Raw genomic sequence first — 14011 nt, 5'->3', positions numbered from 1 at the left:
TCAGCCCTGCAACGGGGCGCGCAGGCGGGCGTGATAGCCGCCCAGCGCGATCCGTGCACGCGCGAACTCGGCGATCAACAGCGCCACCGCGACCGCGGGGCGCTCCAGCGTGCCGGCGCGGGCATCGTGCTCGATCCGCCAGGCCGCGGCCGACAAGGCCATCGCACCCACATTCGCACTGGCGGATTTGAGGCTGTGCGCCAACGCGCGCAGCTGGTCCAGATCCGCGGCAACCGAGGCGTCCTGCAGCTGCCGGATCAACGGTGGCGTGTCATCCAGGAACACGCCGATGATGCGCGCGGTGTCGGCGCCGACTACCTCCAGCAGTTCATCCAGCACCTCCTGATCGAGCACCGGGGCCGGTGACTCGTCGCGGGTCGGCGAAGCGGCGGGCGGAGCCGGCGCGTGCTGAGGCAGGGACGGTGGCTGCACTGCCGGGTCATCGGCCATCGCACTGCCCCAGCGCGCCAGTACGGCCTGCAGCGTTTCGCGGTTGATCGGCTTGGACAGGTAGTCATCCATGCCGGCCTGCAGGCAGCGCTCGCGGTCGCCGGCCATCGCGTTGGCGGTCATCGCCACGATCGGCAACCGTGCGGTGCCGCGCGGGGCCTCGTGCGCGCGCCAGCGGCGGGTGGTGTCGTAGCCATCCAGCACCGGCATCTGGCAATCCATCAACACCACATCGAATGGCCGCGCGTGCAGCGCCGCCAGCGCCTGCTCGCCCTGCGTGGCGGTCTCCACCTCGCAGCCCAATACCTGCAGCAGGCGCTGGGCGACCAGCAGGTTCACGCTGTTGTCCTCCACCAGCAGCACGCGCAATGGGAACTGCGGCAGGGCCATGGGCGAGCCGGCGTACTCCACCTCGGCCAGCAGCGCGGCCGGCCGGGCGCTGGCGACCACCGGCCTCAGCAGTGCATGCAGTTCGCTGTCTGCAACCTGCCGCGGCAGCGCCGGTCCCGGGCCGAGGGCCTCGGGCGCGGGTGCCTCCTCGCCGTACAGCCACAACAGCTGCGCTCCGGCATGCCGCTCGTTGCCGGCCAATGCCTTCTGCAGCGCCTGGGTGCCGTGACGCAGGCCGTCAGTGTCGCCGATGACCCAGGCCAGCACCGGGTCGATGCCGGGGCGCTGCGGCGCGCGCAGGGCGTCGATCGCTTCGGCGGCGGTCTCCACCGTGTGCAGGCGCAGGTCATGGTGCTGGGCCACGCGCTCGATGCGCTGGGCCAGCAACGCATCGCGCGTGATCAGCAGGGCGCGGCGCACGGTGCCGATGGCGGGCAGGTCGCCGATCACCTTGAGCAGCGGGATCTCGAACCAGAACGTGGCACCCTGCCCGGGCGTGGAATGCACGCCGATGCGGCCGTGCATGAGATCGATGATGCGCTTGCAGATCGCCAGCCCCAGGCCGGTGCCGCCATACAGGCGCGTGGTCGAGGCATCGGCCTGGCTGAAGGACTGGAACAGGCGCGCCTGCAGGGCGTCATCGATGCCGATGCCGCTGTCGGCGATCTCGAACCGCAGCTGGTGCTGTGCGTTGGTCTCGCCCTGGCGCTGCACGCGCAGCCGGATCTGGCCGCGCTCGGTGAACTTGATCGCGTTGACCAGCAGGTTGCTGAGCACCTGGCGCAGCCGCACCGGATCGCCGCGAACCGACAACCGCACCGCCGGGTCCAGCTCGAGCGACAGCTGCAGGCCCTTGGGATCGGCGGCACGCTGCATGAGCTGCACCAGTCCTTCCAGCAGCTCGCGCAGGTTGAACGTGGTGATCTCCAGGTTCAGGCCCCTGGCTTCGAGCCGCGAGTAATCGAGGATGTCATCGACGATGCGAAGCAGCTGCTGCGAGCTGGTCGCGGCGGTCTGCAGCATCTGCCGCTGGTCGCTGCCGAGCTGGCCGCGCGCGATCAGGTCCAGCATCGGCAGGATGCCGTTGAGCGGCGTGCGGATCTCATGGCTCATCGTGGCCAGGAACTCACCCTTGGCCAGCGCCGCGGCTTCGGCGGCCTGCTTGGCGCTGAGCAGTTCCTGTTCGAGCTGGTTCTGCTGCTGCCGGCGTTGTTGAAGGTGATCGCGCTCCAGCAGCAGCGACTCGCTGCGCAGCTGCAGGGTGTGGAACTGATCCTGCGTCTCCCGCCAGCGGCGCACCACCTGCAGCGCAGCCAGCAGCGCCAGCACGGCGGTGCCCGCGGCGATGTCGATCCAGGGGCCATTGGCGCCGATCCGTGCCATCACGCCGGCGGTCGCGCAGGCCGCGGCCGACCCGGCGGCGATCCACAGCGAGGCCGGGGTGGGCGAGGGGGCTGGCCGTCCGTGGCGTCCCATGCTCAGAGCACCGAGTTCTGGAAGTCGAAGTTCAGTTCGCTGCCGGCGGACTGGACCATGTTGCCCTGGATGAAATCGACGCCGCTGATCCACATCGCGGCCGCGGCCTGCGGATCTTCGATCTGCTGGCCGATGATGCGCAGCCCGGCGCGGTGCGCCCGGTCGATCGCCGCGCGCAGTTCGTCGCGGGTCTGCTGGTTGGCATGGCTGTTGGAGAAGCGCGCGGCCATGCGCACATACGCCAGCGGCAGCTGCGCCATCAAGGCGTTGGCCTCATCGCCCGGCTCGAACTGGCTCAGGCAGAAGCGCACGCCGGCCGCATGCATGCGCGTGCAGAACTGCTGCAGGGTGACGGTGTGGATCAGGGCATCAGGCAGGCGCACGTCGATGACCAGCGCGCTGCCGTCGATCTGGCGGCTGGCCAGCGACTCCAGCAGCCAATCGCCGAACGCATCGCGGGCCAGCGTGCGCAGCGACTGCGAGACGAACAAGTGCAGCGGTTGTGCGGCGTGGCGATACAGATCCAGCAGGCCCAGTGCGTGGTCGAGCACCTGCTGGTCAAGATCGGCGATGCGCCCGGCCGCTTCGGCCGCCGGAATCACCTGGCCGGCGGCCAGCACACTGCCATCGGCCTGGCGCAGCCGCAGCAGCACCTGGTACTGCGCGGTGTTGCCGCCGGCGACGGCGACGATGGGTTGATAGGCCAGTTCCAGTTGCCCTTCCAGCAACGCAAGATGTTCCTGTGCGGCCACATCTTCGCGACGCACATAGGCGGCCACGCCGGCGGTCAGCAGGCGCGCCTGCAGCGTCGTGCGTTCGACCGCTTCCAGCGCGCTGCCCGCATCGGAGAAGCCCGGCGAGAGCTGGGCATGGCCGACCACGCCGCGCAGGTGCACGGATTCGTCATCGCGGATCACGAACGCGCGCGTGGACAACTGTTCGCGCAGCGCGTGCGCCATCGTATCCAGCGTGTCCTCGTCGGCATCGCGGGCCAGGACCAGGAAGCTGTTGTCGTTCAAGCGCGCCAGCAGGTGCGGTTGCGCGGCATCGGCCAGGCGTTGGCCGGCCTGGGTCATCAGCCGTTCGAAGGCGGCATAGCCATAGCGTTCGCGCAGGCCGAGCGCACTGGCGATCTCGATGAAGAACAGGCCGCCGCGATCGCGGTGCGCGAGCGAGGTGCCCAGCTCCTGCATCACGTGATGGCGGGTGGGCAGGCCGGTCTCGGGATTGTTCATCGCCGGCGCACCCGCGTTGCCCGCCTGCGAGGCGGCCTGCGCACGGGCGCGGCGGATCCGGTTGGAGACGGCCGCGATCAGGTGGCGCGGGCGGATCGGCTTGCTGAGGAAATCATCGGCACCGCTGTCGAGTACCTCGAACTGGCGCTCCGGATCCGGGTCGCCACTGAGGAACACGATCGGCAGCAGCTGCTGGCCAGGCTGCTGGCGGATCAACGCGGTCAGGCGCATGCCGTCCAGGCCGGGCAGGTGCAGGTCCATCAGGATCAGGTCGGGGCGATGCTCGGCGATGGCCTGCTGCACGCCTTCGGCATCGCCGTGCACCAGCGCCTGCATGCCGGCGCCGTGCAGCACGCTCTGTGCGAACAGCGCCTGCGAGCGGTCGTCTTCGACGATCAGGACGCGGTACGGCGAATCGATGCCCGGCGGCACCAGGTCGCTGGCATCGGTGGTCATTGGCGGCAGCAACGGCGGCGGGCTGGCCGGCACGGGATTGAGCGCGACGACATTGCTGTGCGCCAACGCGGCGGGCGTGGCCTGGCGTTGCCAGCGCTGCCAGTGCTCGGCCGGCGGCGTTTCAGCGCGCACGGCGCGGGCGGGTGCAACAACGTTGTCGTGAACGGCCATCCGTACTCCCAGTCTGCGCCGCAATTATGCGATGAACGCCCGGAGGCAGGGCGCGCCTTACCGGGGCAGGGTGCCCGGTTTCACCTGCGTCTGCCCACTGTCGGCCTGGCGCATCAGCCAGCGCATCCCCTTCCACAGCGTCCGCCAGATCATCCACACGATCAACGCGCCGATCAGGCTGCACGCCACCACCAGGATCAGCGCCAGCCACGGGTGCGCCAGTGCGAGCGCCAGCCCGCCGACCACCACGGTGTCTTCGGCCGCCGAGGCGACCCAGTTGCTGGCCGGTTCGGGCGAGGTGTTGAGCAGGGCACGGGTGCCGGACTTCAGCCCGTGGCTGGCCAGCGCCACCCCGGCCCCGGCCACCAGGGCGGTACCGCTGAGTTCACCGCTGGGCGAGAGCGTGGCCGCGGCCAGGAACGCACCCGCCGGTACCCGGGCCAGGGTCTGGACCAGGTCCCAGACTGAATCGACCCCGGGGATCTTGTCGGCGAAGAACTCGGCGATGGCCAGCGCGGCCGAGGTGCCCAGCACCCACCACGATTCGGTGGCCTGCAGCGCGGGCGGCAGGTCGACCCAGCCGAGCAGGCCGGCCAGCCCCACGCCGAACACGGTCAGGTACACGCGGATACCGGCCAGCCAGGCCAGCAGGATGCCGATCACGAACAGGTGGGCTTCGGTCATGGCACGCGCTCCGGTGGCAGAATGTGCACAGGCGCACACTATCGTGGATGACGTCCATGAACGCTACTGCCCGGATCCCGAGCCTGCGCGGACAAGGCCTTTCCCCTGACTTACACTAGCCCGTCGTTCCAGACAGGGGCCGTTGCGACAGCGCCGGCAGGCGCGGTCGCCCAGGACTGCCATGAATAAGCCCACACCTTCCCGCATCCAGATCCGTCGGCCGGGCACGCCGCCCGTGCAGGACCGCAAGCGCCTGCTGGTGCTGGGCGGTGCCTGGCTGCTGTCGCTGATCCTGGCCGCGCTGCTCGGCGCCTGGCTGGGCTCGCCCGGCGGCGACGTCGGCACCCAGCTCAAGGCCGCCGAGACCCGCAACGAGCGCCTCCAGCAGCAGCTCATCGAACTGCAGCAGCGCCAGGCGACCCTGCAGGCCTCCGACCGCATCAGCCGTGCTGCCAATACCGAGGTCCAGGCCTCGCTGGGTGAGCGCGATGAAGAGATCGCCGGCCTGCGCGCCGACGTGGCCTTCTACGAGCGCCTGGTCGGGGCGACCAGCCAGCGCAAGGGCCTGAACACCCATTCGGTGGAGTTTTCGCCGGAAACCGGCGGCACCTGGCAGTACGCCGTGGTGCTGACCCAGAACCTGAACCGCGGGGCGATCAGCCAGGGGCAGATGCGCTTCACCGTGGAAGGCGTCAAGGACGGCAAGCTGACCTCGGTCAGCTGGGACGAGCTGCACCAGCGCACCAAGGTACCGGGCCAGGACTATTCCTTCCGGTACTTCCAGCAGCTCACCGGCAGCGTGATGCTGCCCCAAGGCTTCACCCCGCAACGTGTGCGGGTCACGCTGGGATCGGGCGCGGGGGGCGCCACCCAGGTATTCGATTGGAAACAGGCCGGGGCACCGGCGGCATCGGCAAAAGAAGGGGAGTAAGCCCATGTTTGGCAGCAACAAGTCCAACCGCGACGGACATCTGGTCGTGGACGCGCTGATCGGCGCGCAGGTGGTGATCCGCGGGGACGTGGAATTCAGCGGTGGCCTGTATGTGGAAGGCACCATCCTGGGCAAGGTGATCGCCCAGGACGGCGCCAGCAACGCCACCCTGACGGTGGCCGAGCACGGCGCCATCGAGGGCGAGATCCGCGCCCAGGTGGTGGTCATCAGCGGCCGCCTGGATGGGGATGTGCACGCCACCGAGCGGGTCGAACTGACCCCCAGCGCCCGGGTCACCGGCAATATCCACTACCAAGTGGTGGAAATGCACGCCGGTGCCCAGCTGACCGGCCGCCTGATCCACACCTCGGCGCAGATGGCCCTGCCGCCGCCGTCCGGGGATGCGGACGAGGGCAAGGGCAAGGACACCGCCGCCCGCAGGAAGCTGGCCGAGGCGATGGCCTGAATCGCGCCGGCGCCCCACCTTGAAACCGTGCTCATGCAGCCCCATGCTGGGGGCATGAGCACGCTTGTTTCCCTGCCCGGCGCACCCGCCGCCGCGCCGAACTACCAGTCCCTGGACCGTCCGCTGAACTTCACCGAGGCCGCTGCGGCCAAGGTCAAGGAGCTGATCCAGGATGAGGGCAACGCTGCCCTCGCCCTGCGCGTCTACATCGAAGGCGGTGGCTGTTCCGGCTTCCAGTACGGGTTCGAGTTCGATGAGAACCGGGCCGAGGACGATCTGGCGGTGGATACCGCGGGCGTCACCCTGCTGGTGGATCCGCTGAGCCTGCAGTACCTGATGGGCGCCGAGGTGGATTACACCGAGAGCCTGACCGGCGCGCAGTTCGTGATCCGCAATCCGAACGCGAAGACCACCTGCGGCTGCGGCAGCAGTTTCAGCATGTGATGCGCGCGCAACCGGCCTGCGGGTCGGTTGCCGCTTGCCAGTCCCGCCGAATGTGGGCAGGCTCTTGCGATGTCCAAATTCTCTTCGCAGCTTTCCGGTTTCGCCTTCGTCAGCGAGCCGTTGGAGCGCGCCGATACCCTGCGCGATGACGCTGATGCGTTGTTGCGGCTGTGGCCGGACGCGCGCGTATTGGTGCTCGACCAGGACGGCACCGCACTGGCGGGCAACGACGGCCAGCCCCTGCCACTGACCGGCGCCGAGCTGGGCGGTGGCCCGGGTACCGCGATCTTCCTCGGCCTGCGCGGCGAGCAGGCGTGGTTCTCGATGGAGGCCGCCGGCCTGTCGGTGACGGCCCCGCAGCGGGTCGACCTGCGGCAGTCCGCCGCGACCTGGTCGATCGCCGATTCCACCGCCTTCTGTTACGCACGCGGCATGTCCTACTGGCAGTCGCGCACCCGTTTCTGCGGCGTGTGTGGCGGCGCGGTGACCTTCAGCCGCGGCGGCTTCGTCGGCCGCTGCGGCCAGTGCGCAACCGAACATTACCCGCGGGTGGATCCGGCCGTGATCGTGGCCGTGGAAAACCAGGGTCGGCTGCTGCTGGGCCGCCAGGCCAACTGGGCCCCGCGTCGCTATTCGGTGCTGGCCGGCTTCGTCGAGCCCGGTGAATCGCTGGAGCAGACCGTGGTCCGTGAGGTGTTCGAGGAAAGCCGGGTGCGCGTGCGCGAGTGCCGCTACCTGGGGACCCAGCCATGGCCGTTCCCCGGCGCGCTGATGCTCGGCTTCGCCGCGACGGCCGAAGACGACGTGCCGACCGTGAACGGCGAGCTTGAGGATGCCCGCTGGTTCACCGCCCAGGAAGTGGGCGCTGCCCTGGCCCGGGATGTCGAGGACGACGGCGAAGGCATCCGCCTGTCCCCGCCGATCTCGATCTCGCGCAGCCTGATCGAGCACTGGTACCGCCAGCAGGTCGCCTGACCGTCGCCTGCCGTTGCCGCAGGCTGAACACGCGGCGCGTTACATTACCTACGGCCCGGGGAGTTGCCGGGCCGCAAGGCATAGTAGCGGCGCGTTCCACGTCCCGAGCCGGAGGCTTACATGTTCACCACCCTGGTCGCCGTGCTGGTTGCCTTGGCCCTGGGCCATGTCGCGCCGGGCGCGGCCGTTGCGCTGCGGCGGTTCGGCCTCTACCGGCGCTGGCTGCAGTGGCTGGACCGGCATGCCGCCGAAGACGGCGCCTGGCGCGGACGCAAGGGTGCCTGGCTGGCGGTGCTGCCGTTCGTCGTGGTGCTGGGCCTGATCCAGTGGCTCTTCGATGATCGGATGTACGGCCTGCCGTCACTGCTGCTGGGCGTGCTGGTGCTGGTGATGTGCTGGGGCCCGCGCGACCTGGACCGCGATGTCGAGGCGGTGATCGATGCCGATGACGCCCATGCGCGTCATCTGGCGATCGCGCAGCTGCAGTCCGCCGGTGGCAGCCTGCACGAAGACGTCCCCTCGCTCGTCGAAGCAACGGTGCTCAACGCGCTGCGGCGCTGGTTCGCGGTGCTGTTCTGGTTCCTGCTGCTGGGCCCGGTCGGCGCGCTGCTGTATCGCCTGCTGGCGTTGCTGGCGGTCGGCCCGATGCGCTCGCTGGCCAGCGTGGAAGCGGTCGCCGGTGCACGCGTGGTGCTGTCCTGGCTCGAATGGCCGGTGGCGCAGCTGATGTCGCTGTCGATGGCGCTGGTCGGCAACTTCGATACCGCATTCAAGGCGTGGCGCGAGGCGCATGGCAACCAGTGGGCCGCCTCCACGCACTTCCTTGGCGCGGTCGCGCGGGCGAGCGTCAGTGCCGAGCTGCGCGAGGATGCGCACGATTACAGCGATGCGGGCATGGTGCCGGTATGGCGTCGGCTGCCGGAACTGCGCGATGCAATGAGCCTGGTGTGGCGCATGCTGCTGTTGTGGATGGCAGTGCTGGCGTTGCTGGTGATCGCCGGCTGGGTCACCTAGCGGTTGGGATCAGCCCGGTGCCAACCAGGTAAACGGCACCCACGGCAGGTTGCGTGCGATCCAGTACGCGGGCAGCAGGATCAGCCAGAAGGCGGGCTTCATCAGCAGCGTGATCAGCGGCTGCAGCACGCGTGGGCGCCAGCCCAGCGCCCAGCCGATCACCAGCGGGGCGATGGCCAGCATCAGCATCGCCAGGGGATTCATCGAGAACGCGGCGACCACATCGCCGTGGGCCAGCGCGTGCAGTGCACGCGTCAGCCCGCAGCCGATGCAGTAGTACCCGGTAACGGCCAGGAAGCTGCACGGCGGGAACGGACTGCTGGCGCTGTTGGGGTCGTAGTGCCGCAGCACCCAGAACCCCGCGCCGGCGGCCAAGGCGGCCGGCGGCAGGGCCGCCAGCAACCAGCGCTTGCCGTGCAGCGCGATCATCAGCTGGCGCTTTCGATCTGCTGCTGGAACTGCTGCATCTGCTGCATGTAACCGTCAACGCCCATGAAGGCCAGCGAGATCACGAACAGCACGACGCCGGCGATCAGGAAACCGGTGGTGACCCACGCCCAGATCTTGGCGTTCTTGGAGGCACGACGCGCGCCTTCCAGGTCGCCCTGGTTGAGCAGGCCGTTGACCTTGCTGGCAAACACGATCGCGACCACGCCGGTGACGATGCCCGGGAAGCTCAGGCACGACAGGCAGCACACGAAGAACGCCAGGATGGTGACGACGATCGACCAGATCAGGTGGTTCGGAATGCTGCCCGGGGCGGGCGGCAGGGGGGCGGTGGCATTCATCAGCGAAGCTCCATTTGCTTGGGTGGGTGTGTACGGGATGGATCCGGGGCGAACAACACACGCGATGAGGCACGATCGGCAACAGGTGACACGACGGCAATGTCCGGCATCGAGCGTCCGCCCGCGCCGGCCAGCGCGGGCGAGGTGCCCCGGGCGGTAATCTAACCGATGTACCCGCGTCCATGTATACGGTTACATGCAGGCAGGGCGGGACTCACGCCTGGTCAGCCCGCAGCTGCCGCACCTGTGTCTCCAGCATCGGGGCCGTGGCGACCTCGCCGGCGATCGGTGCCGACGCAACCACCTCGACATGCGCGCGGAACCGACGTGGCACGCGCATCCGGCCCAGGCGCGTGTCGCGCCGGCTCCACATGCTCGACCACATGCCGCGCAGCGCCATCGGCACCACCGGCACCGGGCGGCGCTCGAGAATCTTCTCCACGCCCGACTTGAACGCGCCCATCTGGCCATCACGGGTCAATGCGCCCTCGGGGAAGATGCAGACCAGCTCGCCTTCGGCCAATGCCTTGTCCACCTCGTCGAACGCGGCCTGCATCAGCGCCGGATCCTCGCGTGCACCGGCGATCGGGATCGCCTTGGCGGTGCGGAAGATCCAGCGCATCACCGGGATGTTGAAGATCCTGTAGTACATGACGAAGCGCACCGGGCGCGGGATCGTGGCCGAGAGGATCAGCGCGTCCATGTAGCTCACATGGTTGCACACGATCAGCGCCGCGCCCTCGTCCGGCACGTTGGCCTCGATCCCGTGCGGGCGAAGGCGGTACAGCGCACGCACCATCACCCAGCTGAGGAAGCGCATCAGGAATTCGGGGACGATCGTGAAGATGTAGATCGACACCACGGCGTTGGCGATCGCCAGGGCCAGGAACAGCTGCGGAATGGTCCAGTCCAGCACGCGCTGGGTGAGCAGGCCCAGGCCTGCGGCCAGCACGATGAAACCGGAGTTCTGGATGTTGAGCGCGGCGAACACGCGCGACATCTCCGACTTGGCCGTGCGGCTCTGGATCAGTGCGAACAGCGGCACCACGAAGAAGCCGGTGAACAGGCCGATGCCGATCAGGTCGATGATGATGCGCACGCTGCCGGGCGCCTGTACGAACTGCCAGATCGACAGCCCGGCGGCGGCGGCTTCCCCGACACGTGCGAAGTACAGGTCGAGCATGAAGGCGGTCATGCCGAACGCGCCCAGCGGCACCAGGCCGATTTCCACGGTGCGCCCGGACAGCTTCTCGCACAGCAGCGACCCGGTGCCGGTGCCGAGCGAGAACAGCGCCAGCGCGAAGATGTACAGCGTGGAGCCACCGCCTAGATTGATTTCGGCGTAGGTGGGCAGCTGCGAGGTCAGCATGGTGCCGACGAACCAGAACCAGGACACGCCGAGGATCGCGTTGCGCACCGCCTTCTGCTTCTTGGCCATGCGCAGCACCGCCAGCGACTCGGGCAGCGGGTTCCAGTTGATCTTCAGGTCCGGTGCGCCGGCATCGACCTTCGGGATCATCCGCGCGGTGAGGTTGCCGGCCACGGCCAATACGATCACCGCGGTCGCGGCGACGATCGGGCCATGGCTGCCCGCCAGGGTGAAGATCAGACCGCCAGCGATCATGCCGGTCAGGATCGACAGCGAGGTGCCCATTTCGACCAGGCCGTTGCCGCCGGTCAGCTCCTCGGGCTTGAGGATGGAGGGCAACACCGAGTACTTCACCGGCCCGAACAGGGTGGACTGCATGCCGGTGCAGAACAGCGCGACCAGCAGCACCGGCATGCTCTCGGTCAGGAAGCCGACCGCGGCCAGCGACATGATCGCGATCTCCATGGTCGTGGTGATCACGATCAGCCGCGACTTCTCCAGCTTCTCCGCGATCTGCCCGGCCAGCGCCGAGAACAGGAAGTACGGCAGGATGAAGATTGCCGGTGTCAGGTTGGTGTACAGCGAGCGCTCTTCGATCGGCGTGCCGAGGAAGAACAGCAGCGCGATGATCGCCTGGCGGTAGACGTTGTCGTTGAACGCGCCCAGCGACTGGACGATGAAAAACGGCAGGAAACGGCGTTGCCTGAGCAGGGCGAACTGACTATGGCCGGACATGGAGACTCCTTGCGAACCGGCGCAGCCTAGCATTCTCCCTGTTGGCGCAGCATGGCAGCGCCGCGGTACGGTGCAGGCAGCCCCGTCCTGGGTAGCTCACGACCGTTGGTCGTGAGAACGTTCTATAGGCCGTGAGACGTTCAACATCCGTATCGACCACCGGTCGATACCTACCGCAGCGTGCGCGCGGCCTCGTTGGCGGCACCGCGCAGCTTGGGCAGCAGGCGCAGCATCAGGCCCATCTGGGTCCGGATCAGCTGCAGCTGGGGCGGCATGTCGTCCGGGATCTGCTCGAGCTGTTCGGCCAGGGCGCGGTCGCCGTCGTTGGCGTCCTCGGCCACCGGCTCGCGCTGCTGCAGCGCGCTGGCGATCTGCTGCATCGCCTGCTCCACGCGTTCCCCGCCGGACAGGGCGAGTGGGTCCTGGCCGTAGCTGTCCAGCTGGGTGCGGTGCGCACCCAGCGCGGAGAGATGGCCGAGCAGCGTGTTGGACAACGCCAGGAAGCGGAACCCCGCATCCAGGTTGCGGCGTACGTGGCCCGGCTCGCGCAGCATGTTCGACAGGGCCGTGGACAGCGCCGCATCGGCGTTGTGCATGTCGCGCCGTGCGATGCGGTAGGCCAGATCGTCCCGCATGCCACTGCCGTACTGGCCGAGCACGGCGTGCAGGTACCTGGCGCAGTTGTCGAGCACCCGCGCCATCACCAGGTTCAGGCGGCGGCCCTGCCAGTCGGGCAGGATCAGGAAGGCTGCCGCCGCGGCGATCGCACAGCCCAGCAGCGTATCCACCAGCCGCGGCCAGATCAGCAGGAAGCCATCGCCGATCAGGTTGAAGCAGGTCAGCGCCATCACCGTGATCGCCGCCGAGGCCACCAGGTATCGATCGCTGCGGGTGAAGAAGAACAGCAGCGCCGAGAGCAGGGCGATCAGCAGCTCGATGCGCAGGTCCTGGAACAACTGCATCAGCGCCCAGGTCAGCACCAGGCCGATCAGGGTGCCGGCGATCCGCTGCGCCAGCCGCTGGCGGGTGGCACCGAAGTGCGGGCGGCAGACGAACACGATGGTCAGCAGCACCCAGGAGCCGTTCTGGGCGTTGAACAGGCGGATCGCCGCGAAGCCGACGATCAGCGCCAGCGCCATGCGCAGGCCGTGCCGGAACAGCACCGAGCCTGGGGTGAGCTGCTGGCGGATACGCACGCCCATCTCGCGCAGGGTGTGCGGGTTGGTATCGCGCAGGCGGGTGTCCACGTTGTCCAGCGTGGACTCGGACTTCTCGGCTTCGGACAGGCGGCGTTCGATGCTCTGCAGGTTGTGGCCCAGCAGTTCCAGCGAGGCCAGCAGGCGCTGCCACTGGGGGTTGTGCTGGGCGCGCAGCCAGGCCAGCGAATCGGTCAGGTCGGCGGTGGCCTGCTTGGTGCGCTCGCCGTACTGGAAGGGCTGGCGCAGGCGGATCGCCTGGCCGAGATTGGCGCAGGCTTCGCCCTGCAGCGCGAGCAGGCGCTGGCAGCGGTACAGCACGTCGCTGTGGAAGAACGCTTCGGTCAGGGCGCCATAGGGGTAGTGCGAGGAGCTGGCGCGCTCGTGGAAGTCCTGGGCCATGTAGTACAGGCGCAGGTACAGGCCGGACTGCACGCCGGGCCGGCCGGAGCGGCCAAAGCGCGCCAGGATCGCGGTCTTGGCGATGTTGAGGGCTTCAACCACGCGCCGGTTCTGCTCGGCCAGGGCGAGCTGGCGCTTCTGCACGTCCGCATCGCGGACCGGTTCGAACAGATCGGCCTTGAGCTTGAGGTAGCGGCCCAGCTCCAGATACAGGCGGGCAACCCGCTCGCGCACCGGGCGGTTGGCGAACAGGGCGGTCCACAGGATCGAGAGCAACGCATACCAGACCGCACCGGCCAGCAGGTGGCTCACGGCGTTGACCGCCTGGGACAGATCGGCGGCACCGTGCTGTTCCAGCCCGATCATCGTGTAGATGGCCAGGGTTACCGTGGCCTGCGCGATCGAGGCATAGCGCTCGCCGAGCGCGCCGAGCAGGGTCAGCCCGAAGGTGGCCGCGGCCAAGGCGGTGATGAACCACCACGGATGCGGGAACAGCACCACCACCGCCGCGGCGGCCGCCACGAAGCACAGCAGCGACAGCGCCACCGATTTGATCCGGCCCCACCAGTTGTCGTCGGTCTCGGCGATCGCGCTGGCGATGATGCCCAGGAACACGCCGGGCAGGGCGGGCAGCTGGTCCAGGTACCAGCACAGCCCCATGGCCGCCGACAACGCGATGAATACCCGCAGGCCATAGCTGGCCTTTTCATGTGCCCAGAGGCGGCTGACGCGGGTTTCGAACGAGGGCATGGCGACTCGGCGGAAGAGAGGCCGCCATTATTGCCGGGGCGGAGTGAAGGGGACACCTCTACCGCCGACGGTAGTGCCG

General features: G+C 68.7%; 12 protein-coding genes. 5 read left to right on the top strand and 7 right to left on the bottom strand.

Going from position 1 to position 14011, the window contains the following annotated elements:
• From PV764_RS15900 to PV764_RS15890, 3 genes are read right to left on the bottom strand one after another with little or no spacing between them, the layout of a single operon-like run.
• Entirely contained in the window at positions 1-2265 is a 2265-nt protein-coding gene (locus PV764_RS15900) for an ATP-binding protein (protein ID WP_421117151.1), read from the bottom strand.
• 53 nt (positions 2266-2318) lie between these two features.
• Complete coding sequence (locus PV764_RS15895; protein WP_399616571.1) at positions 2319-4202, bottom strand: EAL domain-containing protein; 1884 nt, start codon at positions 4200-4202, stop codon at positions 2319-2321.
• A gap of 33 nt (positions 4203-4235) precedes the next feature.
• Positions 4236-4862: a DUF4126 domain-containing protein gene (locus PV764_RS15890; protein WP_019185324.1), complete on the bottom strand. Its 627-nt coding sequence runs from the start codon at positions 4860-4862 to the stop codon at positions 4236-4238.
• A gap of 181 nt (positions 4863-5043) precedes the next feature.
• On the opposite strand from PV764_RS15890, the gene PV764_RS15885 reads away from it, so the two are divergent.
• The 5 genes from PV764_RS15885 to ampE all read left to right on the top strand — a co-directional run bounded on the left by PV764_RS15885 (position 5044) and on the right by ampE (position 8692).
• Entirely contained in the window at positions 5044-5793 is a 750-nt protein-coding gene (locus tag PV764_RS15885) for a DUF6776 family protein (RefSeq protein ID WP_019185325.1), read from the top strand.
• Between the two features lie 4 nt (positions 5794-5797).
• Positions 5798-6259 (top strand): bactofilin family protein, encoded by a 462-nt coding sequence (locus PV764_RS15880; RefSeq protein WP_019185326.1) that lies wholly within the window; start codon positions 5798-5800, stop codon positions 6257-6259.
• A gap of 54 nt (positions 6260-6313) precedes the next feature.
• The gene (gene erpA / locus PV764_RS15875; RefSeq protein ID WP_019185327.1) at positions 6314-6703 is read left to right on the top strand and encodes an iron-sulfur cluster insertion protein ErpA; all 390 of its coding nucleotides are present in this window, start codon (positions 6314-6316) and stop codon (positions 6701-6703) included.
• Positions 6704-6772: 69 nt separating this feature from the next.
• The gene (gene nudC, locus PV764_RS15870; RefSeq protein ID WP_070426105.1) at positions 6773-7678 is read left to right on the top strand and encodes an NAD(+) diphosphatase; all 906 of its coding nucleotides are present in this window, start codon (positions 6773-6775) and stop codon (positions 7676-7678) included.
• A gap of 120 nt (positions 7679-7798) precedes the next feature.
• The gene (ampE, locus tag PV764_RS15865) at positions 7799-8692 is read left to right on the top strand and encodes a regulatory signaling modulator protein AmpE (RefSeq protein WP_046273058.1); all 894 of its coding nucleotides are present in this window, start codon (positions 7799-7801) and stop codon (positions 8690-8692) included.
• Between the two features lie 9 nt (positions 8693-8701).
• Here the strand turns inward: ampE and PV764_RS15860 are convergent, their stop codons facing one another.
• The 4 genes from PV764_RS15860 to yccS form a co-directional block, all read right to left on the bottom strand.
• Positions 8702-9121, bottom strand: a complete 420-nt coding sequence (locus tag PV764_RS15860; RefSeq protein ID WP_070472290.1) for a DUF2752 domain-containing protein — start codon at positions 9119-9121, stop codon at positions 8702-8704.
• Positions 9121-9480 (bottom strand): CD225/dispanin family protein, encoded by a 360-nt coding sequence (locus tag PV764_RS15855; protein WP_019185331.1) that lies wholly within the window; start codon positions 9478-9480, stop codon positions 9121-9123. The genes PV764_RS15860 and PV764_RS15855 overlap by 1 nt, the downstream gene beginning before the upstream one ends.
• A 214-nt stretch (positions 9481-9694) precedes the next feature.
• Positions 9695-11584 carry an MFS transporter gene (locus tag PV764_RS15850; RefSeq protein ID WP_421117077.1) on the bottom strand — a complete coding sequence of 630 codons (1890 nt, stop codon included), beginning with the start codon at positions 11582-11584 and terminating at the stop codon, positions 9695-9697.
• A 170-nt stretch (positions 11585-11754) separates the two neighbouring features.
• Complete coding sequence (yccS, locus tag PV764_RS15845; protein ID WP_284128692.1) at positions 11755-13932, bottom strand: YccS family putative transporter; 2178 nt, start codon at positions 13930-13932, stop codon at positions 11755-11757.
• Positions 13933-14011 lie beyond the last annotated feature (79 nt).

Source organism: Stenotrophomonas sp. AS1 (assembly GCF_048957655.1).
GTDB lineage: Bacteria > Pseudomonadota > Gammaproteobacteria > Xanthomonadales > Xanthomonadaceae > Stenotrophomonas > Stenotrophomonas bentonitica_A.
The sequence above is the reverse complement of the archived record's forward strand: the minus strand, read 5'-3'. Positions and strand labels throughout refer to the sequence as shown.